General features: G+C 70.3%; 25 protein-coding genes and 1 pseudogene. 11 read left to right on the plus strand and 15 right to left on the minus strand.

Annotated features, from left to right (window positions below; genetic code table 11):
* From ACWEPL_RS58015 to ACWEPL_RS58035, 5 genes are all read right to left on the minus strand, one after another.
* Nucleotides 1-197: hypothetical protein (locus tag ACWEPL_RS58015; protein WP_452441732.1), on the minus strand; the 197-nt coding region annotated here is incomplete at its 3' end.
* Nucleotides 198-289: 92 nt separating this feature from the next.
* Nucleotides 290-1,870, minus strand: a complete 1,581-nt coding sequence (locus ACWEPL_RS58020; protein ID WP_452441733.1) for an AMP-binding protein — start codon at nt 1,868-1,870, stop codon at nt 290-292.
* 95 nt (nt 1,871-1,965) lie between these two features.
* Complete coding sequence (locus tag ACWEPL_RS58025; protein WP_452441734.1) at nt 1,966-3,918, minus strand: ABC transporter ATP-binding protein; 1,953 nt, start codon at nt 3,916-3,918, stop codon at nt 1,966-1,968.
* Nucleotides 3,915-5,651, minus strand: a complete 1,737-nt coding sequence (locus ACWEPL_RS58030) for an ABC transporter ATP-binding protein (protein ID WP_363971260.1) — start codon at nt 5,649-5,651, stop codon at nt 3,915-3,917. The genes ACWEPL_RS58025 and ACWEPL_RS58030 overlap by 4 nt, the downstream gene beginning before the upstream one ends.
* Nucleotides 5,651-6,247, minus strand: a complete 597-nt coding sequence (locus ACWEPL_RS58035) for a TetR/AcrR family transcriptional regulator (protein ID WP_363971262.1) — start codon at nt 6,245-6,247, stop codon at nt 5,651-5,653. The genes ACWEPL_RS58030 and ACWEPL_RS58035 overlap by 1 nt, the downstream gene beginning before the upstream one ends.
* A 105-nt stretch (nt 6,248-6,352) precedes the next feature.
* Here ACWEPL_RS58035 and ACWEPL_RS58040 point away from each other — a divergent pair, with 105 nt between their 5' ends.
* From ACWEPL_RS58040 to ACWEPL_RS58060, 5 genes are all read left to right on the plus strand, one after another.
* A complete protein-coding gene (locus ACWEPL_RS58040; protein ID WP_363971264.1) occupies nt 6,353-7,294 on the plus strand; it encodes a DMT family transporter in 942 nt (313 codons plus the stop codon).
* 105 nt (nt 7,295-7,399) lie between these two features.
* A complete protein-coding gene (locus ACWEPL_RS58045; RefSeq protein ID WP_452441735.1) occupies nt 7,400-8,482 on the plus strand; it encodes a hypothetical protein in 1,083 nt (360 codons plus the stop codon).
* A 16-nt stretch (nt 8,483-8,498) separates the two neighbouring features.
* Nucleotides 8,499-9,641 carry a toxic anion resistance protein gene (locus ACWEPL_RS58050; RefSeq protein WP_452441736.1) on the plus strand — a complete coding sequence of 381 codons (1,143 nt, stop codon included), beginning with the start codon at nt 8,499-8,501 and terminating at the stop codon, nt 9,639-9,641.
* Nucleotides 9,638-11,182 (plus strand): substrate-binding domain-containing protein, encoded by a 1,545-nt coding sequence (locus tag ACWEPL_RS58055; RefSeq protein WP_452441737.1) that lies wholly within the window; start codon nt 9,638-9,640, stop codon nt 11,180-11,182. The genes ACWEPL_RS58050 and ACWEPL_RS58055 overlap by 4 nt, the downstream gene beginning before the upstream one ends.
* Nucleotides 11,169-11,789, plus strand: coding sequence for a hypothetical protein (locus tag ACWEPL_RS58060; protein ID WP_452441738.1), 621 nt, complete (start codon nt 11,169-11,171; stop codon nt 11,787-11,789). Before ACWEPL_RS58055 ends, ACWEPL_RS58060 begins: the two co-directional genes overlap by 14 nt.
* A 29-nt stretch (nt 11,790-11,818) precedes the next feature.
* Here the strand turns inward: ACWEPL_RS58060 and ACWEPL_RS58065 are convergent, their stop codons facing one another.
* Together ACWEPL_RS58065 and ACWEPL_RS58070 are read right to left on the minus strand one after the other, a co-directional pair.
* Nucleotides 11,819-12,868: an aldo/keto reductase gene (locus tag ACWEPL_RS58065; protein ID WP_363971274.1), complete on the minus strand. Its 1,050-nt coding sequence runs from the start codon at nt 12,866-12,868 to the stop codon at nt 11,819-11,821.
* Nucleotides 12,869-12,940: 72 nt separating this feature from the next.
* Nucleotides 12,941-14,167 carry a cytochrome P450 family protein gene (locus ACWEPL_RS58070; protein WP_452441739.1) on the minus strand — a complete coding sequence of 409 codons (1,227 nt, stop codon included), beginning with the start codon at nt 14,165-14,167 and terminating at the stop codon, nt 12,941-12,943.
* A gap of 285 nt (nt 14,168-14,452) precedes the next feature.
* Between ACWEPL_RS58070 and ACWEPL_RS58075 the strand changes: the two genes are divergently transcribed.
* The gene (locus tag ACWEPL_RS58075) at nt 14,453-14,947 is read left to right on the plus strand and encodes a hypothetical protein (protein WP_452441740.1); all 495 of its coding nucleotides are present in this window, start codon (nt 14,453-14,455) and stop codon (nt 14,945-14,947) included.
* Here the strand turns inward: ACWEPL_RS58075 and ACWEPL_RS58080 are convergent.
* The gene (locus ACWEPL_RS58080) at nt 14,896-17,037 is read right to left on the minus strand and encodes an ATP-binding protein (protein ID WP_452441741.1); all 2,142 of its coding nucleotides are present in this window, start codon (nt 17,035-17,037) and stop codon (nt 14,896-14,898) included. The genes ACWEPL_RS58075 and ACWEPL_RS58080 overlap by 52 nt on opposite strands.
* Before the next feature lie 226 nt (nt 17,038-17,263).
* Between ACWEPL_RS58080 and ACWEPL_RS58085 the strand changes: the two genes are divergently transcribed.
* A complete protein-coding gene (locus ACWEPL_RS58085) occupies nt 17,264-18,493 on the plus strand; it encodes an MFS transporter (protein ID WP_363971282.1) in 1,230 nt (409 codons plus the stop codon).
* Between the two features lie 63 nt (nt 18,494-18,556).
* A complete protein-coding gene (locus tag ACWEPL_RS58090) occupies nt 18,557-18,733 on the plus strand; it encodes a hypothetical protein (RefSeq protein ID WP_449898387.1) in 177 nt (58 codons plus the stop codon).
* Between the two features lie 349 nt (nt 18,734-19,082).
* Here the strand turns inward: ACWEPL_RS58090 and ACWEPL_RS58095 are convergent, their stop codons facing one another.
* On the minus strand, nt 19,083-19,448 hold the full coding sequence (locus ACWEPL_RS58095; protein ID WP_452441742.1) for a hypothetical protein: 366 nt from the start codon (nt 19,446-19,448) through the stop codon (nt 19,083-19,085).
* A 201-nt stretch (nt 19,449-19,649) separates the two neighbouring features.
* Here ACWEPL_RS58095 and ACWEPL_RS58100 point away from each other — a divergent pair, with 201 nt between their 5' ends.
* Entirely contained in the window at nt 19,650-20,069 is a 420-nt protein-coding gene (locus ACWEPL_RS58100) for a hypothetical protein (protein WP_355200292.1), read from the plus strand.
* A gap of 514 nt (nt 20,070-20,583) precedes the next feature.
* On the opposite strand, the gene ACWEPL_RS58105 is transcribed toward ACWEPL_RS58100, so the two are convergent.
* From ACWEPL_RS58105 to ACWEPL_RS58115, 3 genes and pseudogenes are all read right to left on the minus strand, one after another.
* Nucleotides 20,584-20,946, minus strand: a complete 363-nt coding sequence (locus tag ACWEPL_RS58105) for a hypothetical protein (RefSeq protein ID WP_363971286.1) — start codon at nt 20,944-20,946, stop codon at nt 20,584-20,586.
* A gap of 167 nt (nt 20,947-21,113) precedes the next feature.
* A complete protein-coding gene (locus ACWEPL_RS58110; RefSeq protein WP_452441743.1) occupies nt 21,114-21,275 on the minus strand; it encodes a GntR family transcriptional regulator in 162 nt (53 codons plus the stop codon).
* Between the two features lie 376 nt (nt 21,276-21,651).
* Nucleotides 21,652-22,134 (minus strand): annotated as a pseudogene (locus ACWEPL_RS58115) (SDR family NAD(P)-dependent oxidoreductase); the annotation flags it as partial.
* A 54-nt stretch (nt 22,135-22,188) separates the two neighbouring features.
* On the opposite strand from ACWEPL_RS58115, the gene ACWEPL_RS58120 reads away from it, so the two are divergent.
* Nucleotides 22,189-22,968 carry a cupin domain-containing protein gene (locus ACWEPL_RS58120; RefSeq protein ID WP_452441747.1) on the plus strand — a complete coding sequence of 260 codons (780 nt, stop codon included), beginning with the start codon at nt 22,189-22,191 and terminating at the stop codon, nt 22,966-22,968.
* Nucleotides 22,969-23,223: 255 nt separating this feature from the next.
* Complete coding sequence (locus tag ACWEPL_RS58125) at nt 23,224-23,784, plus strand: cysteine hydrolase (protein WP_363971292.1); 561 nt, start codon at nt 23,224-23,226, stop codon at nt 23,782-23,784.
* A 184-nt stretch (nt 23,785-23,968) separates the two neighbouring features.
* Here ACWEPL_RS58125 and ACWEPL_RS58130 read toward each other — a convergent pair whose 3' ends face one another.
* The 3 genes from ACWEPL_RS58130 to ACWEPL_RS58140 all read right to left on the minus strand — a co-directional run.
* Nucleotides 23,969-24,385 carry an HIT family protein gene (locus ACWEPL_RS58130; protein ID WP_452441744.1) on the minus strand — a complete coding sequence of 139 codons (417 nt, stop codon included), beginning with the start codon at nt 24,383-24,385 and terminating at the stop codon, nt 23,969-23,971.
* A 319-nt stretch (nt 24,386-24,704) separates the two neighbouring features.
* The gene (locus ACWEPL_RS58135) at nt 24,705-25,733 is read right to left on the minus strand and encodes a hypothetical protein (protein WP_452441745.1); all 1,029 of its coding nucleotides are present in this window, start codon (nt 25,731-25,733) and stop codon (nt 24,705-24,707) included.
* Nucleotides 25,734-25,769: 36 nt separating this feature from the next.
* A partial coding sequence (locus ACWEPL_RS58140) for a putative sulfate exporter family transporter (protein ID WP_452441746.1) occupies nt 25,770-26,210 on the minus strand: 441 nt, incomplete at its 5' end.

Genomic DNA, 26,210 nt, shown 5'->3' on the forward strand with positions numbered 1-26,210 from the left:
GGCTGGGCGCGCGGGTCGTGCGCGGCGGGGCCCCCCGGCGCGCTCACGACCCGCTTTCCAGCGTGCCAGTGCAGAGCCTCCGCCCGCGACAGCCCCGGGCTCCGCGGACGCTCCACGCGTACGACGTCGGCGCCGAGGCCGACCAGCAGCCTCGCCCCGTTGAAGGCCAGATCGTCGGTGAGGTCGAGAACCCGCAACCTCGTCTCCTCCCGTGTGTGCCGGAGGCTCGACGCTAGAGCGCGCGATCGCCGGGGCGCGACCCTGCCGGTCTGTCCAGCGGTCCGCGCGATCAGGCCGTACGGGCGTCCCACGCGTCCGGCGGCACCCCCTGGTCGCGCAGGTCGCCCTTGACCACCTTCGTCGAGGCGTTCCTCGGCAGGGCGTCGAGCACGCGCACGTACCGGGGGACGGCGTGGCGCGGGAGCCGGTCCAGGCACCAGGCGTGCACCTGCGGCGGGCTGAGCGTGGCCCCGGGCGCCGCGGTCACCGCCACCAGCACCTCCTCCTCGGTCAGCTCCGACGGCACGCCCACCGCGGCCACGTCGAGCACGCCCGGCATCGCGGCCACCGCCTGCTCGACGTCCCAGGTCGGGATGTTCTCGCCGCGCCGCCTGATGACGTCGGCGCGGCGGCCGGCGAAATGGAGGAAGCCGTCGTCGTCGAGCCGGCCGCGGTCCCCGGTCACGAACCAGCCGTCACGCAGGGCCTTCCCGGTGGCGGCGGGGTCGCCCGCGTACCGGCTGAAGATCATCGACTCCGCTCGGGGCCGGACGGTGATCTGCCCGATCCGGCCCGCCGGCACCGGCAGGCCGTCGTCGTCCCTGATCACCACCTCGTACTCCGGGACGGGCCGCCCGGCCGCGCCCGGCCGCCGGGTGCCGGGCGTGCTCGCCGCCACGTCGCCGAGCTCGGTGCACGCGTACGCCTCCAGCAGCAGCACGCCGAACCGCTCCAGGAACCGCCTCGACAGGCCCTCCGGCGCCGGTCCCCCGTAGGCGCGACGCACCTGGTGAAGGGTGTCGGAGCCGGTGGCGGGCGCCCGTTCCAGGATGGCCGCCACGGCGCCCATGAAGTTGAACGCGGTGACCCCCTCCCGCCGGCAGATCTCCCAGAACCGGGAGGCGGAGAAGCGCTGGTGGGCCACCAGCGTGGCGCCGGAGATCAGCGCGGGCAGCAGGCCCGCGTGCCGGACGTTGATGTGGTTCCAGGGGAAGACGTTGAACAGCACGTCCCCCGCCTCGTAGCCCATGGTGCGGGCCACCCGCCGGGCGTGCCGGACCCCGGCGAAGTGCGGCAGCAGCGCTCCCTTGGACCGGCCCGTGGTCCCCGAGGTGGCCATGACGACGGCGGGGTCCGCCGGCCCCGGCCGCCGCGCCGGAAGACCGTGCGGCGCGGCGAGCAGGTCGTCAAGATCGGCCGAGCCCGGCAGCTCGGCCGCCTCCCGCCCGGTCACGAGCACCACGCGGTCCATCCCCGCGGCCAGCTCGACCAGGCCGGGGTTGGCGCGCACGGCGTCCGTGCCGGCGATGAGCACGCGCGCCCCGGCGGCCCCGGCCAGCCGCCGCGCCGCGTCGAGCCGTACGTCCAGGGCCAGCGGCACCTCCACGGCGCCGAGCCTGGCCAGGGCGAACATCACCTCGACCAGCCGCGGCCCCGGCGGCAGGCACGTGAGGACCCGGTCTCCGCCCGTCACCAGGCCGGCGAGCCCGCCCGCGACGGCGGTCGCCCGCTCCAGGCACTCGCCGACCCGCAGCGAGGCGCCGCCCTCGAACCGCACGAGCTCCGCCTCCGGAGCGCCGGCCGCCCGGCGCTCCAGAAGGTCGAGCATCGTCTCCGGCGATGCCGTGACATCGTCCGTGGCACCGTCCATGTTCTCCCTCACGAGATGACAGGATGTCCCACCGCCGTCACGGGGACCACGGCGGGTGGATCGATGTACGGACCGCGAGCCGCCGGGGAACGCGTCTAGTCCACCTCCACGACGGCCTCGGCGAACTGGGCCGAGTACAGGCGGGCGTAGGCCCCGCCCTCGGCCAGCAGCGACTCGTGCGTGCCCTGCTCCACGATCCGGCCGTCCTCCATGACGAGGATCAGGCTGGCGTCGCGGATCGTGGACAGCCGGTGGGCGATCACGAAGCTGGTGCGCCCCTCGCGCAGCGAGCTCATCGCCCGCTGGATGAGCACCTCGGTGCGGGTGTCGACCGAGCTGGTGGCCTCGTCCAGGATCAGGATCGCCGGCTCGGACAGGAACGCCCGGGCGATCGTGATCAGCTGCTTCTCGCCAGCGCTGACCGTCCCGCCCTCCTCGTCGATCATCGTGTCGTAGCCGTCGGGCAGCGTGTGCGCGATGCGGTCCACGTGGGCGGCCTCCGCGGCTGCCTCGATCCGCTCGCGGGTGGCGCCTTCCGCCCCGTAGCCGATGTTCTCCGCCATGGTGCCGCCGAACAGCCAGGTGTCCTGCAGCACCATGCCGATGTTGGCGCGCAGCTCCTCCCTGGACATCTCGGCGACGTCGACGCCGTCGAGCGTGATGCGGCCGCCGGTCACCTCGTAGAAGCGCATGATGAGGTTGACCAGCGTCGTCTTGCCCGCTCCCGTGGGGCCGACGATGGCCACGGTCTGGCCGGGCTCCACGGTCAGCGACAGGTTCTCGATCAGCGGCCGGTCCGGCACGTACCGGAAGGACACGTTCTCGAACGCCACCCGGCCCCTGACCTGCGCCGGCCGCTCCGGCTTGGCCGGCTCCGGCGACTGCTCGGGAGCCTCCAGCAGCTCGAAGACCCGCTCGGCCGAGGCGACGCCCGACTGCACCAGGTTCGCCATGCCGGCCACCTGGGTGAGCGGCTGGCTGAACTGCCGCGAGTACTGGATGAAGGCCTGCACGTCGCCCAGCGAGATCGAGCCCGAGGCCACCTTGAACCCGCCCACCACGGCGACCAGCACGTAGTTGAGGTTGCCGATGAACATCATCGCCGGCTGGATGATCCCGGAGATGAACTGGGCGCGGAAGCTGGAGGTGTACAGGGCGTCGTTGTGCTGCTCGAAGATCTCGGCGGCCTCCTTCTGCCTGCCGAACACCTTCACCAGCGTGTGGCCGCCGTACATCTCCTCGATGTGGCCGTTGAGCTTGCCCGTCGAGGACCACTGCTTGATGAACTGCGGCTGCGAGCGCTTGCCGATGACGGTGGTGACGTAGACCGACACCGGCACGCTGACCAGCGCGATGAGGGCCAGGACGGGCGAGATCCAGAACATGACCACGAGCACCGCCACGACCGTCAGCACCGAGGAGATGAGCTGGCTCATCGTCTGCTGCAGCGTCTGGGCGATGTTGTCGGTGTCGTTGGTGGCGCGGCTGAGGATCTCGCCGCGCGGCTGGCCGTCGAAGTAGCTCAGCGGCAGCCGCGCCAGCTTGGCCTCGATCCGCTCGCGCAGCCGGAACGCCGCCCGCTGCACGACGGTCGTGGTCAGCCGGAACTGCACGATGCCGAGCAGCGCCGCCAGCACGTAGATCGCCAGCACCCAGGCCAGCACCTGGGCCAGCGCGGTGAAGTCGATGCCCTGGCCGGGCACCACGTTCATCGACGAGACCAGGTCGGCGAACGTGCCCTGGCCGTTGGCGCGCAGCCCCGCCACGGCCTGTTCCTTGGTGGCCCCGGCGGGCAGCTGGGCCCCGATGATACCGGCGAAGATCAGGTCAGTGGCGTGGCCGAGGATCTTGGGGCCCGTCACGGTCAGCGCGACGCTGGCCGTGCCGAGGGCCAGGACGACGGCCAGCAGCGTGCGCTCGGGGCGCAGCAGCCGCAGCAGGCTGCGGAGCGTGCCGCCGAAGTCGAGGGCCTTCTCGGCGGGCCCGGACATCATCCTGCCCGGCCCGAAACTGGGCTGGGGCCGGCGCGCGGGCGCTTGGGTCGTCATGCCGCGGCCTCCTGTTCGGTGAGCTGGGACAGCACGATCTCCCGATAGGTCGGGCAGGTCGTCATGAGTTCGGCGTGGGTGCCGCTGCCGACCACGCGGCCGTCGTCGAGGACGAGGATGCGGTCGGCGTCGCGGATGGTGTTCACCCGCTGGGCCACGATGACGATCGTGGCGTCGGCGATCTCCTCGGCCAGCGCCGCGCGCAGCCGGGCGTCGGTGGCGTAGTCGAGGGCGGAGAAGGAGTCGTCGAACAGGAAGATCTCGGGCCGGTGCACCAGGGTCCTGGCGATGGCCAGGCGCTGGCGCTGGCCGCCGGAGACGTTCGTGCCGCCCTGGGAGATCGGCTCGTCGAGGCCGCCGGGCATCGCCTCGACGAACTCGCGGGCCTGGGCCACCTCCAGGGCCTTCCACAGCTCCTCGTCGGTCGCGTCCGGCTTGCCGTACCTCAGGTTGGAGGCGACGGTGCCGGAGAAGAGGTAGGGCGACTGCGGCACCAGGCCGACCGCCCGGGAGAGCGCGGCCGCGTCGAGCTCGCGCACGTCGACGCCGTCCACCAGCACCTCGCCGGCGCTCGCGTCGAACAGGCGCGGGATGAGGTTGAGCAGCGTCGTCTTGCCGCTGCCCGTGCTGCCGATGATCGCGGTGGTACGGCCGGGCCGCGCCTCGAAGCTCACGCCGCAGAGCACCGGCTCCTCCGCGCCCGGATAGCGGAAGTCCACCGACCGCAGCTCCAGCTCGCCGAGATGTCTGTCCGGGGTGACGGGGGCCTTCGGCGGGTGCACGGTCGGCTCGGTGTCGAGCACCTCCTCGATGCGCTCGGCGCAGACCTCCGCCCGCGGGATCATCATGAACATGAACATCGCCATCATCACCGACATGAGGATCTGCATCAGGTAGGAGATGACCGCGGTCAGCGCGCCCACCTGCATGCTCCCGTCGGCGATGCGGTGCCCGCCGAACCACACCACGGCGACGCTGGAGACGTTCACCACCAGCATCACGGAGGGGAACATCAGCGCCATCAGCCGCCCGACCCGCAGCGACACGTCGGTCAGCTGGTCGTTGGCCTCGCCGAAGCGCTCGCGCTCGTGCTTGTCGCGGACGAAGGCCCTGATGACCCGGATGCCGGTGATCTGCTCGCGCAGCACCTGGTTGATCCGGTCGATGCGCTCCTGCATCGTGCGGAAGAGCGGGCGCATCAGCACCACGATCACGCCCACGATGACGATCATCACGGGCAGCACGACGAGCAGCAGCGACGACAGCGCCGCGTCCTGGCGCAGCGCCAGCACGATGCCGCCGACGCACATGATCGGCGCCGCCACCATCATCGTGAACGTCATCAGCACGAGCAGCTGGATCTGCTGCACGTCGTTGGTGGTCCGGGTGATCAGGGACGGGGCGCCGAACCTGTTGACCTCCTGGGCGGAGAAGTCCTGCACCCGGCGGAAGATCGCGGCCCGCAGGTCCCGGCCCAGGGCCATCGAGGTCCGGGCGCCGTAGTAGACGGCCACGATCGAGCAGACGATCTGGATGAGGGTCACACCGAGCATCACCAGCCCGATGCGCATGATGGTTGCGGTGTCGCCCTTGACGACGCCGTCGTCGATGATGTCGGCGTTCAGGGTGGGGAGATAGAGCGTGGCCAGGGTCTGCACGAACTGGAAGAGGACCACGAGTGTGATCTCTTTCCCGTACGGCCTGAGCTGGACCCGCAGGAGACGGAGCAGCATCAAGAGGCGCTTTCTGTCGATGGGGTGGGGGAGGGCCGCACGAGCAGCCCGTCGAGCAGAACGGAGACGATCTCCTCGTCGTCCAGGTCGCCGAACTCGCCGATCCGGCCGAAGCCGCGGTGCTCGCTCGACGCGATCAGCACGAGCAGCAGTTGCGCCGTGGCCTCGGGCGAGCGGCGCAGCCGGTCGCGGTCGGGCTCGATCAGGGCGGCGAGCCCGTCCACGATCAGGCGCCGGCCCTCCATGATCTGTTTGAAGAACTCGGCGTCGTCGGCCATCAGCTCCTTGGGCACGGCCATGAGGTTGATGTTGGCCCTCATCCCCGTCCGCAGCATCGCGACCGCCTCGCTCAGCCGCGTGCGCAGCTCGGCCCGCGTGCCGATGCCCGCCAGCGCCTGCGCCGCCGGCCGCGAGTCGAACGCGACCATGAGCGTCGCCCGCAGCAGCGAGGCCTTGTCGGGGAAGACGCCGAAGATCGTGCCCTCGGCCACGCCCGCGGCCTCGGCGATCTGACGGGTGCTCACCGCTGCGCCGTACTCGCGCAGCAGCGGGAGCGTGGCGGCGATGAGCGCGGCACGGCGGTCTTCCGGCGCCATGGCCGGCACTCTTCGTCTCCTCCTGTTCATAGCGGGCAATCCTAATGAGCGAGTACTCACTCGTTCAAATGGTTATACGTCAGGACCAACCGCTACGCTCCATCCGTGCTCAAACCTTGGTTGCCCGGTTTCCTGCTGCTCGCCGCCATCTGGGGCAACAGCTTCTTCTTCATCAAGGTCGCGGTGGAGGCCCTCCACCCGCTCCAGGTCTCCTTCGGCCGGATGGTCATCGGAGCGCTGGTGCTCCTGCTGGCGGTGCTGCTCGGCGGGAAGCGGCTGCCGCGCGACCCGCGCCTGTGGGGCCACTTCCAGGTCGCCTCGATCGTGCTCACCACGCTGCCGTTCACCCTCTTCGCGTACGGCGAGCAGTACGTCTCCTCCGTGGTCGCCGCCATCTGGAACGCCACCACCCCGCTCTGCACGCTCGCCTTCACCCTGCTGCTGCGCACCGAGAAGGCCACCGCCGGCCGGGTGGCGGGCCTCGGCCTCGGCTTCGCGGGCGTCATGGTCGTGCTCGGGATCTGGCAGCCGATGGGCGGCGGGCAGCTCGGCGGCAGCCTGGCCTGCTTCGCCGCCGCGGCCTGCTACGGGATCGGCGGCGCCTACATGGGCCGCTTCATCACCGGCCGGCGCCCCGAGCCGCCGGTCGTGCTGGCCGCCGGGCAGCTGCTCAGCGGCGCGGTGCAGCTGGCCGTGATCACGCTGCTGGCCGGGGTGCCGCTGGTGGACCCGCACGCGCCCGCCGCGGTCTGGTGGAGCCTGGCCGGGCTCGGCGGGCTGGGCACCGGGCTGGCGTACCTGCTGCTCTACTGGGTGCAGGTCCGCGCGGGGGTCACCACGACCTCCACGGTCACCTACCTGCTGCCGGTCTTCGCCGCGATCTCCGGGGTGGCCATCCTGGGCGAGGGCCTCAGCTGGAACCAGCCGGTCGGCGCCGTCGTCATCCTCGCCGCCATCGCCCTCACCCAGCGCGCCGCGCCCCGTCCCGTTCCCGCTCCGCCCGAGCAGGCCCCCGGCGCGGTGGATCACCCCGCGCCCCAACCGTGAACGGGGGATGAATTCTGCCGTAAGGTCGCCTTTCTGACCGCGCGGACCCGGCAATCGCCATCCCATAATTCCAGCCATGGGGGTTATTTCTAGAAACAGGATGCGATGAAGCGCTGGATCGGTGTCATTCTGGCGGCGGTTCTGGCCGGGGTGGCGGTCGTGGCGATCCTCTTGGGGAATCGGGCGGACGAGGCCCCGGAGGCGCTGGTGGTGCGGGGGGTCATCGGGTCGGAGAAGAAGCCGTTCTTCGACGACCCCCGGGTCAAGGCGGCCTTCGCCAAGCACGGGCTGCGGGTCGAGGTGGACACCGCGGGGTCGCGGCAGATCGTCACCGACGTGGACCTGAGCCGCTACGCCTTCGCCTTCCCCTCCAGCGTTCCCGCCGCCGAGCGGATCAAGCGCGACCGCGAGGCGGTCACCACTTATTCGCCGTTCTACTCGCCGATGGCGGTGGCCACGTTCGAGCCGATCGCGAAGCTGCTGGCGGGGGCGGGCGTGGTCCGCAATTCCGGCAAAGGTTACCAAATCCTCGATATTAGGAAATATCTGGATTTAATAGGCAAAGGCACTCGCTGGGATCAGCTTCCCGGCAATTCTGCTTACCCGGCTCGTAAGCGGGTCCTCCTCACCACGACCGACATCCGTACCTCCAACTCGGCCGCCATGTACCTGTCGGCCATCGGCTATGTCGCCAACGGCGAGGACGTGCCCACCTCCGACGCCCAGATCGCCAAGATCGCCCCGATGATCGCCCCCGCCGTGCTCGACCAGGGCTTCTCCGAGTCCACCAGCGAGGCGTCCTTCGACGACTACCTGGCGCTGGGCGCGGGCAAGACGCCGCTGCTGGTCGTCTACGAGGCGCAGTACCTGGCGCACGTCTTCGCCGGCGACGGCGCGATCAAGCCCGAGATGCGGCTGATCTATCCCTCGCCGACCGTGCTCAGCAAGCACACGCTGGTCCCGCTGACCCAGCCGGGCGACCGGGTGGGTCAGCTGCTCACGAAGGACGCCGAGCTGCAGGGCCTGGCGGCCGCGTACGGCTTCCGCACCACCGACCCTCAGGCGTTCGCCGGCCTGGTCGCCAAGACCGGCGCGCCCGCGGCGGCCGAGCTGGTGGACGTCGTCGAACCGCCCACGTACGAGCGGCTGGACCAGCTCATCACCACCATCGACTCAGCCCGGCCCTAGCAAGGAGATCCCGCACGTGTCCGATCTGGTGCTCACGCCGCCCGAGCCGGTCGCCCCGGTCCCGGCCAAGACGGCGGCCACCATGCTGCCGATCGCCGGCGAGCGCGCCGCCGAGCTGGCCGCCAAGGCCCGCGACTTCGCCGGCGAGCTGAGCGGGCTCGACCACCGCTCCCCCGAGTTCTCCCGCAAGGTGCACGACATCTCCTCGATGGGCGACACCGAGATCAAGTCGGCCTCCCAGGTGGCCAACCGCATGCTCAAGCGGCCGGTCGCCGCCCTGGACGCGGCCCGGGGAGAGGGCGCCGACGCCCAGGGCAGGGTCGCCAAGGAGCTGGTGGCGCTGCGCCGTACCGTCGTGGACCTGGACCCGAAGCAGGCGGCGAGCGGGACGCGCAAGCTCCTGGGCCTCATCCCGTTCGGCGACCGGCTGCGCGACTACTTCGCCAAGTACCAGTCCGCGCAGAAGCACATCGACGACATCATCCGCGCGCTGAAGTCCGGCCAGGACGAGCTGCTGCGCGACAACGCCGCCATCGAGGGCGAGAAGGCGAACCTGTGGGAGACGATGACCCGGCTGCAGGAGTACGCGGTCCTGGCCCAGGCGATGGACGCCGCTCTTGAGGAGCGCATCGCGCTGGCCGACGAGGAGCGGGCCACGGCGCTGCGGTCCGACGCCCTCTTCACCGTGCGCCAGCGCCACCAGGACCTGCTCACCCAGCTCGCCGTGTCGGCCCAGGGCTACCTGGCGCTGGACCTCGTACGCAAGAACAACCTGGAGCTGAGCAAGGGCGTGGACCGCGCCACCACGACCACGGTCGCGGCGCTGCGCACGGCGGTGACGGTCGCGCAGGCGCTGGCGAACCAGAAGCTGGTGCTCGACCAGATCACCGCGCTGAACGCCACGACCGGTGACCTGATCCTGGCCACCAGCGAGATGCTGCGCACCCAGGCGGGCGCGATCCAGAACCAGGCGGCCTCGACGACCGTGGACCTGGACACGCTGCGGCAGGCGTTCGACAACGTCTACGCCACGATGGACATGATCGACGCGTTCCGGTCGAAGGCCGTGGACAACATGGCGGTCACCGTCGACAGCCTGTCCGCCGAGCTGGGGCACGCCAAGGCGTACCTGGAGCGGGCCCGGGAGGGCGAGCGATGAGACGGGCGCTGTCTCTTCTCCTGCTCGCCGGCCTGCTGGCGGGCTGCGGCGGGGGCGAGGAGCCCGCCGACGCGCCCGACGTGCTCCGCGTGCTGGCCGGCAGCGAGATCAAGGACCTCGAGCCGCTGCTGCGGCGGGCCGAGGCGGAGGCCGGCGTCAAGGTGCGGCTCACCTACACCGGCACGCTCGACGGCGCCGAGCAGGTCGCGAGCGGCCGCGCCGACGGCCGGCTGGACGCGGTCTGGTTCTCCTCCAACCGCTACCTGTCCCTGATCGACGGCGCGCAGGCCAGGCTGTCCACCCAGTCCAAGATCATGATCTCCCCCGTCGTGCTGGGGCTGAAGCCCGCCAAGGCCCGCGAGCTCGGCTGGGACGGCAAGCAGGTCACCTGGGCCGGCATCGCGCGGGCGGCCAAGGAGGGCAGGTTCGGCTTCGCCATGACGAACCCCGCCTCCTCCAACTCCGGCTTCTCCGCCCTGGTCGGGGTGGCCGCGGCGCTGTCGGACGCGGACGGCGCGCTCAGCGCCGAGCAGGTGGCGTCGGTGACGCCGCGGCTGAAGGAGTTCTTCTCGGCGCAGCGCCTGACGGCCGGCTCGTCGGGGTGGCTGGCCGACGCCTACGCCCGCGACCGGCGCGTGGACGGCATGGTCAACTACGAGTCGGTCCTGCTGGGGATGCGCGAGCCGCTGACGCTCGTCTACCCGTCCGACGGCGTGGTGACCGCCGACTACCCGCTCACGCTGCTCGCCTCGGCCCCCGAACCCAAGAAGGCCCTGTACGGCAAGCTCACCGCCTGGCTGCGCAGCCCCGCCGTGCAGAAGGACATCATGACCGGCACCCACCGCCGGCCGATCACGCCGGGCGTGGCCCCGGACCCGCGCTTCGGCGGCAGGCAGCTGATCGAGCTGCCGTTCCCCAACCGGCGCAGCACCGCCGACGAGCTGATCGCCACCTACCTCAACCAGGTGCGGGTCCCGGCGGAGACCCGGTTCGTGCTGGACACCTCGGGCTCGATGGCGGGCGAGCGGATCGACGCGCTGCGGCAGGCGCTGGTCGCCCTGACCGGCGCCGACACCTCCGCCTCCGGCGCCTTCTCGCGCTTCAGCAACCGCGAGGCCGTCACGATGATCCCGTTCAGCAACGCGCCGATGCGGCCGGTCCCGTTCACCGTGCCCGAACGCGACCCGCAGCCGGTGCTCGCCCAGATCAAGGCGTTCGCGGAAGGGCTGTCCGCGGGCGGCGGCACCGCGATCTACGACAGCCTGACCGCCGCCTACGAGCGTCCGGTGACGCCCGGGCACTACACCTCGGTCGTGCTCATGACCGACGGCGACAACACCGACGGCTCCGACTACGCCGCCTTCGAGGCCCGTTACCGGGCGCTGCCGGAGGACCGGCGGGCGCCGGCGTTCGTGGTGCTGTTCGGCGAGAGCGACGTCGAGGAGATGCGCAAGGTCGCCGAGCTGACCGGCGGCGCCGTGTTCGACGCCCGCAAGACGTCGCTGAGCAGCGCGTTCAAGGAGATCCGTGGCTATCAGTGAGCGCGTCCTGCGCTACCTGGGCTCGAACCGGAACATCGCCGGCTCCTGTCTGGCGCTGCTCGGCCTGGTGACCCACTTCCTGGGCCTGGCGGGCGCGTTCTGGCCGGTGGTCGTGGTGGCGCTGTACGGGGTGGGCGCGCTGCTGGCCCCGCCGGACCGGGTCCGGCTGACGATCTCGCACGCCGAGGTGGAGACGCGGGCGCTCAGGGCCGACCTGGACGAGCTGCTGCGGCGGATCGGCGGGCGCTTCCCCGGCGACGTGCACGCGGCCGTGGACGCGCTGGCCGAGGTCCTGAGGGGCGTGCTGGACCGCGCCGAGCAGCTCACCGCCTCCCCCGACCAGCTGCACGTGGTGTCGCAGACGATCCGGCTGTACCTGCCCGCCAGCCTGGAGGCGTACGCGAACCTGCCGCGCGGTTACGCCCTCACCCGCCGCGGCGGGCGGGAGCGCAGCGCGCACGAGGAGCTGCTCGCCCAGCTCGGCCTGCTCGACGCCCAGCTGCGCAAGGTGGCCGAGGCCATCCACCGGGGGGACGAGCAGGCGCTGCGCGATCAGGGCCGGTTCCTGCGGGACAAGTTCGGCGGCTCGGAGCTGGACCTGGGCTGAGGGCTTGTGGGCTCCTGAGGCTCGTGGGTTCAGCCCGCGGACCGGTCGGCGGGCAGGCGGCGCCGACGGGCGGTGTCCGTCAGCGCCGGGCGGCGCCAGGCGCCGTCGGCGCGGTAGAGGTCGGTGCCCGGCGGGATGATCTCGTCGATGCGGTCGAGGGTCCGGTCGTCGAGGGTGAGCGCGGCTCCCTTCAGCGTCGCCTCCAGCTGCTCCATGGTGCGGGGGCCGATGATGACCGAGGTGACGGCCGGGTGCGCCGCGGGGAAGGCGACCGCGAGCTCGGGCAGCGAGCAGCCGAGGTCCGTCGCGAGCTCGATCAGCTCCTCCACCACCTCGAGCTTGGTGGCGTTCTCGGGGATGGAGGGGTCGAAGCGGTTCGGGCTGAGCGAGGCGCGGCCGGTGGTCAGGTCGATGGGCTGCCCCTTCCTGAACCGGCCGGTCAGGAAGCCGGACGCGAGCGGGCTCCAGGTCAGCACGCCCATGCCGTACCGCCGGCACACCGGCAGCACGTCGGCCTCGACGCCACGGGCGAGCAGCGAGTACGGCGGCTGCTCGGTCCTGAAGCGCCGCAGGCCGCGGCGCTCGGACACGTGGTGCGCCTCGACGATGTCCTCCGCGGGGAACGTCGAGCAGCCGAACGCCCGGATCTTGCCCTGCCCGACGAGGTCGCCCAGCACGTCGAGCGTCTCCTCGATGTCGGTCGTGTGGTCGGGCCGGTGCACCTGGTAGAGGTCGATCCAGTCGGTCTGGAGCCGCTTGAGGCTCTCCTCGACCTCCTTGAGGATCCAGCGCCGCGAGTTGCCGCCCCGGTTCGGCCCCTCCCCCATCGGGAAGTGCACCTTCGTGGCGAGCACGACGTCGTCGCGGCGGCCCCGCAGCGCCTTGCCCACGATCTCCTCGGACTCGCCCGCCGAGTACATGTCGGCCGTGTCGATGAAGTTGATGCCCTGGTCGAGGGCGTGGTGGATGATGCGGGCGCAGTCGTCGTGGTCGGGGTTGCCGACCGCGCCGAACATCATGGCGCCGAGACAGTGGACGCTCACCTCGATGCCCGTGCCGCCGAGGACGCGGTAACGCATGATCAGACTCCTAGCGATGTGGATGGGGTGCTGGGCGCGCGTCGGAGCCTACGGGCTAGAGCCGACTCTAGATCAAGCGGCCGCCGGGAGCCGCAGGTGGACGGGGAGTGCGGACAGGCCGTTCATGAGCAGTGACGGCGTCCGGGTCAGGCTCTCCGCGGGCACCGCCAGGCGAAGGTCGGGGAAGCGGTCGAGCAGCGTGCGGAACGCGATGCGGGCCTCGACCCGGGCGAGCGGCGCGCCGACACAGTAGTGGATGCCGTGCCCGAAGGCGACGTGCGTCGGGGCCTCCCGGGTGACGTCCAGCGCGGCCCCCATGGGGAAGACCCGCGGGTCGCGGTTGGCGGCGACCAGGGCGAAGTACACGACCGAGCCCGCCGGGAGCCTCACCCCGCCGGGCTCGACGGGCTCCACGGTGCGGTACGACAGGGTGGTCTGCACGGGCCCGTCATGGCGCAGGAGCTCCTCGATCGCCGGGTCGAGGAGCTCGGGGCGCTTGCGGAGCAGGGCGAGCTGGCCGGGGTGGGTGAGCAGGGAGCGCATGCCGTTCCCGATGAGGTTCACCGTCGTCTCGTGGCCGGCGATCACCAGCAGGAAGATCATCGACGTAAGCTCGTCCTGGCTGAGTCCCTCGCCGTCGTCGCGGGCCGCGATCAGGTCGGACAGCAGGTCGTCCTGCGGGTCGCGGCGCTTCTTCCCGATCAGTTCGCGGCTGTAGGCGAGCAGCGAGGCGACCGCCGCGTGGAATTCCTCGTAGCTGTAGATGCCGGGGGAAACGGCCGGCAGGGTCCATTCGCGGAAATCGGCCCGCTCCGCCTCGGGGATGCCGATCAGCTCGCAGATCACGCCGATCGCCAGCGGGTAGGCCAGCGCCGAGATGAGATCGACGGTCCCCCGGCCGTCGGCCTCGGCGAGCAGGTCGTCGGTGAGCTGCTGGATCCGCGGGACGAGCTTCTCGACCCTGCGGCGGGTGAACGTCGAGGTCACCAGCCTGCGCAGCCGCGGGTGGTCCGGCGGGTCGCTGTTGAGCATGGTCGTGTGGATGCCGCGCGCGACGTCCTGGGGCAGTTGGTGCGCGTACGCGCCCGACGTCCAGCCGCCCTTGACCAGCCGCGGGTCGGACAGCAGCGCCCTGGTCTCGGCGTAGCCGGTCACCAGCCACGCCTGCGTGCCGGCCGGCGTCGTGATCGGGTGGACGGGCCCCCTGGCGGCGAGATCCGCGTAAATGTGGTGCCGCTCGTCACCGCGAATCGCGGTGAACGGCGCCGGCCCGGATTCTCTGGGCGCGGAATCAGACAAGGCAATCCCCCATTGCTTCGATCAGTGAATTCGCGGGGGGAAACGTTACTCATGGGCGATATGCGGGCCATTGACAGTACGTAGACACCCGGGACTACGTACTTACGTTCGACGGCTAGGTAGTCATCCGGGTATCCCTCCCGTGCCGCTCGCGGCGCCGCCGTACGCACGCTGGATTCATCGACAACACCATCGAGGAACGAGGACAACATCAACCATGTGCAAGCACCGGCCACGGTGCCCATCCGCATATGCCGCCCATCGACTCGCATGTGGGAGTCCCGCATGAACGACCACGCCTTCATGAACCACGGCGCCGGACACCATCTCGACCTGAGCGTCCTGAGCCGGGCCTGGGGCTGGATCAAGTCCAGGGCCCTGGGCTCCGACGAGAACGAGGTTCCGGGTGAGCGGGTCGCCACCTGGTCGCTGTCACCGGACACGCGGGCTCGGCCTCTCATCCACGCCCGGCTGGCCTCATGGGGGCTCGACGGGCTGGCAGAGGCCGCCGAGCTGCTGGTGGAACAGCTGGTCGCCGACGTCGAGGAGCACGCGCCCGGGCCGTACCGGCTGACCGTCTGGGCCACCGACGGCGTGCTGCGCTGCGAGGTCGAGGCGGAGGCCGCGGACGACGCGCCGGTGCCGCATGATCTGCGGGTGTTCCGGCGGCTGGCCTGCTGCTGGGGCGCCGCGGGCCATGCCTTCTGGTTCGAGATCCCGATGAACGCTCAGGACAGGTGCCGCAACTCCGGTTGGGCCTCGGGAGGCCGGATCGCGTAGGTGACGGCGCGGTCGACGCCGAGCTTCGTCCCGTGGCGGAAGGCGGATGTGAACGCCGGTTTTCCGAGGGCGTGGCGGGCCTGCCGCGTGCAGCGTTCGTGCCAGGCCGCGTGGTAGCAGAGCCGTTCGGGTGAGGCGCCCGCCGCCTGCCACAACGCGTGCGCCGCGCCGAGGAGTTCGGCGGCCCTCTCGTGCTCCTCCCGGGCGCCGGCGATCCAGGCCAGCACTTCCAGGCACTGGGTCAGGCACCACCGGTCGTCGATCTCTCCGGTGAACCGCGCGGCCGACGTCAGGAGCGCCTCGGCCTGCTCGTAGTCGCCCAGGTTCCAGCGCGCGACGCCGAGCGCGAACTGGGCGTACGCGCGTGACACCAGCGCATGGTGGGACTCGCTCAGGGCCAGCAGTTCCTCGCCGAACTCCGCGGCCAGGCCGGGATCCTCGGTCGATCCGTACGCGGCCGCGAAGTAGAGGTTGAACATGAGCCCGTCCATGTCGTTCAGGGACCGGTGGAGGGCGAGCGACTCGCGCAGCAGCGCGAGGCCGCGCCGGGTGTCGCCGGCGGTGCAGGCGGCCACGCCCGCGGTCCGGACGGCGTACGGCACGAGGTCCTCGTTCCCCGATCTGCCGGCGAGGGCTCGGCAGTCCTCCAGCAGCGGCATCGCCGCGTCGAGGTCTCCCTGGCGCAGGGCGAGCATGCTGTCCGCCCAGAGCGCCGTCGCCCTGGCCCGGCCGGGCTCCGGCACCAGCTCCAGGCCGCGCTCGATCCAGTAGCGGCCCTCCGTGAGCGCGCCGGCGAGCACCCAGAAGCACCACATCGCGGACGCGGTGCCCAGGCCCAGGGGCGCCAGCGCGGGCTCGTTCAGGCACGCCTGGAGCGCGACGCGGATGTTGGGCAGTTCCTGGCGCAGGGCCAGGTACCGATCCAGCTGGTCGGACACCAACTGGTCGGTCCGGTGCGTCTCCGTCAGCTCGCGGTAGTGGCCGACGAAGCGCCTGCGCAGCCATTGCCGCTCGGCGGGCGTCAGCTGCTCGCAGCCGTACGCGCGCAGGCTCTCCAGCATGCGGAAGCCGAGCCCGCCCCGGTACAGGACCGACTTGTCCACCAGCCCGGCCAGGAGGTCGAGCACGTCGGCCGGATCGATGCCCTCGCCCGCGCACACCGTCTCCGCGGTGTCCAGATCGACCCCTCCGGCGAACATCGACAGCCGGGCCCACAGCCGCCGCTCCTCGGGCGAACACAGCCGGAAGCTCCATTGGATGGTCGCCCGCAGCGTCTGGTGCCGCGGCAGGGCCATGGGGCCGCCGGTGGCCAGCACGTCGAAGCGCTGGTCCAGCTCGTACGCGAGCTCCTCCAGCGACAGGGTGCGCAGCCGGGCCGCGGCCAGCTCGATCGCCAGCGGGATCCCCTCCAGCCGCCGCACCAGCCGCACCACGCAGGCGAGATTGCCCGCGTTCAGGGAGAAGCCCGGCACGACGTGCGCCGCGCGCTCCACGAACAGGCGCACCGAGTCGTGTCTGGCGGCCTCCCGTACGGTGCGGCTGGGCGTCTGCGGGCCGGCCGGCGCCTCCTCGTGGGGCGCCGGGCCGGCCTGGCTCCCGTGGAGTACCTGGACGGGATCGGGTACGGACAGCGGCGGGACCGGGAGCACCTGCTCGCCGTGCACGCCCAGCGAGTGCCTGCTGGTCACCAGGACCCGCAGGCGGGGTGTGGCATGCAGCAGCCGTTCCACGAAGTGCGCGCAGAGCATGTCCAGGTGCTCGCAGTTGTCCAGGACCAGCAGCATCCGCCTGTTGGACAGGTGCTCCACCAGCAGCCCCATGGGATCCGGGTGAACTCCGCGCAACCCCAGGGCCTCGGCCACCGCCGGCTCCAGCAGCTCGCCGGTCTCCAGGGTGGCGAGCTCGATCACCTCGACGCCGTCCCGGTACTTGTTCCGCAGGTTGTCCGCGAGCCTGAGCGCCAGCCGGGTCTTGCCGACCCCGCCGGGGCCGGTCAGGGTGAGCAGCCGCGTCCTCGCCAGCGCCTTGCGCGCCGCCGACAGTTCCCACCTTCGCCCAATGAAGGTGGATTTATCCAACAAAAATGTCATGAGGGCCCTGCCACTCCCGTGAGACACCGAACGGCGCCAAGCCTCCACACCCCAGAGTATTCCTGGCCCGTTTCCCGGCACAGCCGTCCGGAGCCGCCGGAGTCGCGTATTCTCATTTCCCCGGCAAAAGCCCGTCCTGACACCATTTTGCCAATGCGAACCCACAAATTTGCCGGACACTTGATTTCGATGAATCGCATCGGCTCCATGTGATTCCTTATTCATCATGAACCTCACCGCGGAGCCGGCCGTCGCCCGCCGCCCGTATCGCTGGGTCGTGCTGGCGCTGGCGTGGGCCGCCTTCACGATGACCGCCGTGGACCGGTCCACCTGGGGTCCCGCCTCGGTGGCGGTGGGCGAGCACCTCGGCGTGTCGCTGGCCGGGCTCGGCGTCTTCGCCACCGGCTACTACGTCGGCTACGTCGTCTCCAATGCCGCGGGCGGCGTGCTGACCGACTGGCTGGGCCCCCGGGTGGTCGTCGGCTGCTCGCTCTTCCTCGCCGGCGGGTTCATGATCCTGTTCGGCGGGACGGACTCCGTGGCGATGGGCATCGCGTTCCAGGCCGGGGTCGGGGTGTTCGCCGGGTGCGACTACTCCGCCGGGGTCAAGCTCATCTCCCAGTGGTTCCCGTCCAAGGACCGCGGGTTCGCCATGGGCGTGTTCATGACCGCCACCTCGCTGGGCACGGTGATCGCGAACGCGGTCGTCCCGAGCCTCATCGCCGCCTCCGGGTGGCGTACGTCCTACCACGTGTTCGGCGCCGCCTCGATGGTCGTCGCGGTGCTGTGCCTGCTGCTGCTGCGCGACGGCAAGGCCACGTCCGCCGCCCGCGCGGTGCCGGACCTGCGCCCGCTGGCCCGCGACCGGGACCTGTGGCTGCTCGGCCTGGCCGGGTTCGGCGCGCTGTGGGGCACCTACGGCTTCATCACCTGGTCCAACGCACTGATGATCAAGGGCGGTCACCTGACCCCCGTGCAGGCCGGCACCGTGGTGGCGATCTTCGGCGCCACCGCCATCGCGGCGAAGCCGTGCATGGGCATGGTGTCCGACCTGTTCGGCGGCCGGCGCAAGCTCCCGGCCGTCGCCGTGCTCGCCGCCTTCGTCGTGACGCTGCTGGTGTTCGGCACCCGCGACAGCCTGACCGGGTTCCTGTGGGTGGCGCCGTTCCTGGGGATCGCGGCGTACGTGTACAGCCCGCTGATGATCGCGCTGATCCCTGAGCTCGCCGGGGTCCGGCTCGCCGGGTCGGCGGCAGGCGCGACGAACGCGTTCTGGCAGCTCGGCAGCACGATCGTGCCGGTGGTGCTCGGGGCGGTGTTCCAGGCGACCCACTCGTTCTTCTGGGCCTTCGCCACGCTCGCCGCGGGGCCGCTGCTCGGCCTGGTCCTCCTGCTGGGGGTCCGGGAGCACAGGGCCGACGCGCGCGTCCCCGCCGTGACGGCTCTCACGGGGTGAGACCACGCGGCCGAGCAGATCGCCCGGCGGCCCGACCGGTTCTCCTCCTTCGCCGCCCTGCCCATGCGGGGCCCCGACGCGGCCGTGACCGAGCTGGGGCTGGTGTGCGCGCTGATCAACGGGTTCTCGCAAGTCGGCGCATGTTCTCGGCCGACTGCACGAGGCCGCCGCCTGGAGCCGAACGAGAACGACCTCGTCAAGATCGGCCGTACGAACGCGCGGCGGCTCCTGCGGCTGTGAGCTCCGGTCAGCACATCGAGGGAATGCGGGTGAAGGGATTCTGGAACGTGGGCGCCGGCTGCGTCGGGGCGGGGGCGGCTGTAACAGCCGAGCCCACGACGCCGGCGCAGACCTAGAAGGCGGAATGGCGGACGACGCCACCCCGGCACCCAGGCGGACGCCCCGCCGAAAACCTCGACGCCCGCCCCTAAGCCGACCCGCGCCAAGAAGCCCGCGAGCGCCGCGGTGAGCAACGATTCAGGGGTGGGCCCGACTCAGGCCCCCCCGGCCCGACCTCCGGCTCGACCTCCGAAGATCCCCCGGAGCGGCCCGCGGAGACCAGTGACGGAGGGCACGAGAGGCTGTGAGGTCACGCTCTGCTCGGGGGCGATCCCACCGGCCGACCACCCCCGTTGATCAACAGGCCGCCCGCGACGAGCAGCGCCGCCGCCGGGACACCGGCCGACGCCAGGATCGTCGTACGGCGGAGCCCGAGCGCCGGAGGGCGCGCGGACACCGGAGGGCCCGCGGACAAGGGCCGCGCGGTCGGCGACGGCAGCGCGGTCGGAGAGGTCAGCCGGGCGACCAGGTCGTCGGCGCTCGGCCGCTGGGCGGGATCCTTGGACAGACTGGCGGTGACGAGTTCGAGCAGCGTTCCGGCCGGCCCGGAGATCTCCGGCTCGTACGGCCCTCGTCCTCCACCAACGGCTGATTCACCGAGTCCCCCCAACAGCACCAACAGACCGGGCAAAAAGCTGCCAGCGCGACAGTCGGGATGTCCCACACTCGCGATCAAGAAGCACTTGTTTTCCACGGAGATCACAATCTCCGTACAAATGCGGACAAATGTTGACCGTTCCACTTTCCTGATGGTTAATCGGAAGGGAGTGCGCCGCTTTCAACGGGGGAAGCGGCTCTTCATGGCCATGGGGGAAACATGACCAGGAGTCTTGTCGGCATGCTCTTAGCCGCCACCGTCGCGACCGGGGTCATCGCGGTGACGCCGACGGCAGCCTCGGCATCCGAACTGGGGCAGAGCGCCGCTCGTCCACACCTGCTCGACTACAAGATCTACTTCGGTAAGTGCGAGGACACCTGCCGCATCAAGGTGCGGATCAAGAGCGTCACTCGCCTGAAGCTCTACGACGTCAGCCTGAACGCCCGGCTCTGGGTCAACGGCAAGAAGGTCGGATCCTGCTACGACTACGTCGGCAGCATCCGCCCCAAGGGAGTCCGCTGGGCCGGGTGCACCGTACGGTCGTCGAAGCTGTCCACCATGTGGAACCGCTACCTCGACGGCGAGATCGACTTCAACACCGAGACCAAGACCAACGTCCACTACGAGTGGTATTCGTGACCGGCGGCCCGGGGGCCCTCTGACCTGCTTCGGCGTAGGAGGCAGGCCGTTCAGTAGCCTGATCATTCCGTACGGATTCCGCAGCGAGCGTTGGGGGATCATGATTCCCCAACGCTCGCTCAATGCGTTGGTTGGCCGCCTCGCGCTCGCCGCAGCCGGTCATCCCTACATAGTGGATGTCCGGCTGCGTGCACCATTTGGAGGACGACTCATCATGGAGAGGGAAAGCGGCCATTCAAGGGAAATCTCGCGGCACACAACCGGAAAGCCGCCCTAGACGAAAGTTCTGATCGCGTCGCGGAGATTCCGGGCTCAGCCCGAAGGTCCCGATCCTCTGTGGAATGTAGGAGCAATGCAGGCCCCCCTCCACCAGTGCGGTGACCGGAAAGGTTCGCCGGGTTGCTCGTTGGCACGCGTGCCAACGTAAGGGCAGGCCGCCCCGGCGAAGCTTCCGATCACAGCACCAGCGTCGGGCTTTCGCCCCGGGCGATAGATGATCTGGCGTTCATAGAGGCTAGAAGCAGTCTTTTTGGGGCGTGCGTCCCGAGGCCTCGATCTCGACGGTCTTGCTCTTGGAGCTGCCGGAGGCCGTGAGGATCATCGCGATATGCAGCTTCTTGCCGGCGTGGCTGCCGCTGCCGCTGCCGCAGACCGAGCGCGCCTGCTTGGTGAGGTGGTGGAAGCGGTAGATGACCTTCTTCCAGTTCTTCTCCGGCGTCATGACCATCCACTCCTCACCGTCGGTCTTCTCGTCCGTGCAGTGGCTGACGCCCTGGCAGGGGTGGGTGTACTGCTTGACGGACGCCTCGGCGGGGTGGCTCAGCAGCGCTCCCGTGGCTGCCGCGGCCACCAGGCCCAGGGCAAAGGTCTTCATCATGTGCACTTAGATGTTCGCGGCAACCTCAAGGTTCGCGGCTGTCCGGGCTTACTTGCCATCGCTCTGCGCTCAGTTGACTACGTCGACCGGCGAGCAATGCGGTGAACCTTTCCGGTCACCGCACCAGCTGTCCCTGCTCGGCGCGGCGATCCCAGGCCGGGGCGGTGCTAGATGAGCCGTTCCTGACGGAGTTTCCGCAGCGTGATGGCGGTCAGCCCGTACGTATCCATCAGCTCCTGCTCGGACGGGAGCGGCTCGCCCGGCTTGAGCCGACCGGAGGTGATCGCGTCGCGCAGGTCCTCGGTCACGTACGTGCTCTTCGCGTGCACCGTCTCGACGCGGCCCTGCTCGGCGGCATGACGAGCGCCCCCGTACCGCCGTCGCGGCGCCTGGTTGAGTTCGTATTGCTCGGGTTCGCATCAACCCGGCCAGTGCTTCCACGAGCCGGCGTGTAAGTGCTCGGCACAGGTGCCTGAACGAGATTCGACGGGCTGAAGTCCTGAAGGTCACCAGTCCACGGGACCGTTCACGTCGAAGAAGCTGCCGCTGGGACCGTCCGCCGGGAGCGTGGCGGCGCGCACGACGACCTTCGCGCCCTGTGATGGATGCAGCGTTCCGAGGTTGCTGTTCAGATCGGTCGCGTTGTACCGGGCACACCGAGTTGATCTTGATCGGCGTGTCGTTGAGTTCGACGGCGAGCCATCCGGTGAGCCCGTTGAGGAGGGTCTTCGACGTGGGGTAGGCGAAGGACAGGAACGCTCCCAGCGGGTTGCCCGGAGATACGGGCGTGGTGATCGACCCCACCGTGCTGCTCACGTTCACGATGCGCCCGGCCTGCGCCTTCTGCACGAGCGGCAAGAACGCCTGCGTGACTCGCAGTGCCCCGTAGAAGTTCACGTCGAACGTGTTCTGGATCGTTTCCAGCCGCACGGTACGGGGAAGGCCTTCACCTTCCCCGATCGCAACCCCTGCGTTGTTGACCAGCACGTCCAGTGCGCCGGTCTCGTCGCCGACGCGCACCGCAGCAGCCCTGACGCTTTCCGCGTCGGTCACGTCGAGGCTGACGAAGCGAACGTCTCCGTCATTGGCAAGTTCCTTTGCCGCGGCTTCGCCACGCCCCTGGTGGCGGCATCCCAGCCAGACGGTGAAGCCCTGCTGCGCGAGCTGACGTGCGGTCTCGAATCCAATGCCCTATTCGCGCCGGTGACGAGCGCCGTTTGCTTCGTGATGTTCATGAACTCAATGCTGCAGCGCCAGGGCGGCACGATCCATCATGTGAAGTCTCCGATACTTTACGCATCGTCCAGGAAGGGATCAGTGCTCGGCTCCAACGATCCGATCGCTGACGCCATCGGTCTTCTGCGGCCCCACATCGTGGTCGAAGCCGGCCTCCACGCCGCGGGTTCGTGGGCGGTGCGTTTCGATCCGTTCCCGCACGTGAAACTCGGCGTCGTCGTGCGGGGCGAATGCTGGCTGGCCCTCGAAGGGCACGAACCCGTGCTCCTCAGAGGGGGCGACTTCTTCCTCCTGGGCAACCCTCCGCCCTACGTGCTGGCCAGCGAGCTCACCGCGACACCGCGCGCCGCGAAGTCGTTGTGGGACAGCGCTACGAACGGCGCCGTGCGTATCGGTCCCGAGGCCGAGGAAGACACATTCCTGTGCAGTGGGCACTTCTCGTTCGACGACACGAATGCCTCGATCCTGATCGATGTTCTACCGCCGCTCGTGCACGTCCATGCCGCAGATCCGCGAGGCAAGCTGCTCGCACACCTGAGCGAACTGCTGGTCACCGAGGTCGAGACCACCGCCGCCGGGGGCTCTCTGGTCCTGGACCATCTCGCACAGATCCTGTTCGTCCATATGCTCCGCGCCCACGCCGACCAAGCCGGTCGGCCCACCGGCTGGCTGGGAGCGCTCCGCGACGGCGGCATCGGTGCCGCACTGCATCGCGCTGTTTCGTGGCAGGGCGATGGATCAGGCACCCGGCGGGTCGGCGCGGTCGGACGGAAGGAGGTCGAGTGAGCGGGCCTTCTGCAGCGTTTGGGGTGCGAAAACTCGGATGTGGCCTCGGGTCTGCGGTTATCCGCCCCGTCCATGCGGCCGGCTGTGGTGGACATGGAGCCTGATAGCCCGGTCTACGACCCAGGCCGCCTACGCCGCGGCCGATGGCCCTTACGCGAATCTGTCCCACTATCGTCGTACTAGATCGACGACAACAGTGCCAAGGATACGACCGTGAGGATGGCCGATGGCGCGCCGTACAGACAAGGAAAGCGTATGACCAGCACCGCGCTCATCGTCGGCGACCTGCAGGCGGGCATCGTGGACAACTACCCCTTCGCCGCCGGCGTGCTCCCCGTCGTGGAAGAGGTTCTCCCGGCGGCCAGAGCCGCCGGAATCCCCGTGATCTTCATCCGTTTCGGGCTCCGGGCCTCAGGCCTTGATGTGGCAGCGGGAAACCAGCTGATCACCGGCCTGCACGGGGCGGGGACGCGGTTTCACGAAGAATCTCCCGAGACGCTCGTGCACCCACGCATCGAGCCGTTGCCTGGCGAGGCCGTCGTCCTCAAGCGCCGCGCCAGCGCGTTCGCGGCGACCGACCTCGATCGGCTCCTGCGGGCCCAGCACATCGACTCGATCGTGCTGACCGGTGTCGCGACCGGGGCGATGATCGCCGCTACCCTCTATGACGCCTCCGACCGCGATTACCACGTGACCGTGCTCAGCGACGCCTGCGCCGACGGGGAACCGGACGTGCACGACTTCCTGATCAACCGCGTCTTCCCGGCCAGGGGCGCCGACGTCCTCACAGGCCGAGAGTGGGCCGCCCGCCTGTGATCAGCCGTCTGCACCGCGCCCGCCGCTCCTCCCCTCAGGTTCTGCCTTCGCGGGAGGTGCGCGGCACCAGCGTGTCGTTCTGGACTCTCGTCTGGTACTGACATAGGGGTCACGGTATGGCGGCGAGCACGGAGGGTAGAGACGCCACTTCAGGGTCCAGGAAATTTATCCCAGGCAGGCTGGTTCAGAGATGAGGGCTCAGGCGCTTGGCGATCCCGTCGGTCTCATCGAGGTCGAGACGAGGCACCTCGCCTGACCGCGTGCCGCCGTCGGGCAGCGTGCCGGCGACATGGAAGTGAACATGGGGGACGGTCTGGTGCGCGGGCACTCCGTTGTTCTGCCAGACGGCGATGCCCCCGGGGTCGTAGGCGGCTGTGATGGCCCGGGCCGCCCGCCGCACGGCGTTCATCAATTGCTGCTCCTCCGCCGGGACCACGTCCATGACCGTCGGGCGGTGAGCGACCGGGATCACCAGCACGTGCCCCTGCCCACGCTGCCAACGGGTGACCAGGATGGCGACCTGCTCCCCCTGTTCCAGGATGGTGACGGGGTGCAGCCCGGCGAGGTAGTCGCAGAAGGGGCACGGGTCCGCGGATGGCATGGATATCGGCATGTTCCGATCTTCCCGCATATCCCGTAGGTGGCGTCAAAGCTCATTGACATCACTTCTCGGCTACATGGGGTGGCGCCACGGCTGATGTCCTGGGACAGCGAATCTTGAGCGTGGCTGCCGCTGCACCGCGACCGGGTGTGCTCGGCATGCCGAGCACACCGGCGCAAACCGTACGGCTGCCACCAGAAGAACGGCTGATCCTGCGAGAACAGCCCGTCGTCGCGGAACTCCACCGTGCACGTAACGAGACCCGCTTGCTCGTGACCCGACGGGCCAGGAGCCGGGCCTCCTCAGCCCCTGGCGTCACCTATCTGAGGGCGAAGACCGCGGAGGTGGAGTCGCTCTCGCTCTGCCGTACGGTGCCCGCGGCCCAGACCTCCGTGGTGCCGGGGACGAGCGCCAGGTCCCACAGCTTGATCACCTTGCCGGCGACCTGAGGGGCGCTCACCGACCACTGACCCGTGGCCGAGCGGGACAGCACGCGGGAGCTCGTGTCATCCGGTGGATCCGCGATCACCCGGATGCCGCCCCGGCCGTCCGCGACCGCGTCACCGAGGCGCCACGCGGGTGTCACCGGGGCCGGGAGAGGGACGTCGACCGGCGACCAGGCGCGGCCGTCGAAATGCGCGGCGAACAGCTTCTCGTCGCGGTCGCCGAAGACCCAGACGTCATTCTTGGCCACCGCGAGAATGCCGGTCAGGCTGACGGTCTCCTTGTCGCGGCCGGTGGGAAAGGCGGCTTTCTTCCAGGCTTTGCCGTCGAAGTGGGCGACGCTGCAACAACCGATCGCCCAGACGTCCTGCTGCGACACGGCGCTGGTCCGGACGACGTCCCTCGGCGCCCGCCGCTGCCAGGTGCGGCCGTTCCAGAACCAGGACGCCGAATGGCCGTCCGAGCCGAAGGCCCAGACGTGGTGGCGGCCGAGCACCAGGCCGCGGCTGAGGTTGGGGTGGGGTCCCATGGCGGATCTGCCCGCGTCCGTCCAGCGACGGCCGTCATAGCGGAGGGCGGCGGACTCGCCGGTGTCGCTCGTGGTGAAGGCCCACACGTTGCCGGACGAGGACGCGCCCGCCGAGCCGATGGCGCCGTAGTGGCGGCCGGGCAGCTCTGCGGCCCGCCAGGCTCGGCCGTCCCAGTGCTGCGCCACCGGACGGGCGGTTCCCGCGCATTCGTCGTCGATGGGCTCGCTCTGGCCGAAGACCCAGACGTCGCTGCGGCTCAGCGGAACGACCGCCGACATCGAGTCGCAGCCGCCGAAACTGTGCATCCGGATCACTTCCCAGACCGGCTGGTTCACCGGGGGCGGGACCGCGACCAGACCGACCGTCAACAACATTCGTGTCAGCACAGCACCCATCATGCTGTCCGCGCGTCACCCGAGCAGCCAGACCCCCGCCAGCGAGATCGTTCCGATGAGCCCGGTGGCGATGCCGCCGAGCAGCATGACCCGGCCGCCCTTGAGCAGCTTCCGCAGATCGATCCCCGTGCCGAGGGCGAACAGGGCGGCGGCCATCAGCGCGTTCGTGACCGCCGGGACGTTACCGGTCACCACCGGGGGCAGCAGCCCCGTGCTCCGTACGGCCACCATCGCCAGGAACCCGGCCACGAACAGCGGCACGATCGGCGGCCTCCTCCCGGGTGCGGCGGCAGGCGGTGCCACCGGACGGGTGAGGGTGGCACCGCGCCCGGCGGACCCGGCCACCGCCGCCCGAGCGTCCCCGGCCACCGCCGGGTGGGCGGGCCCGGCCAGCCCCAGCCGAGCAGGCGCGGCCACCAGCGGCCGGGAGGGCACGGCCGCCGCCGGCTGAGCAGG

It is taken from the genome of Nonomuraea sp. NPDC004186, assembly GCF_053603495.1.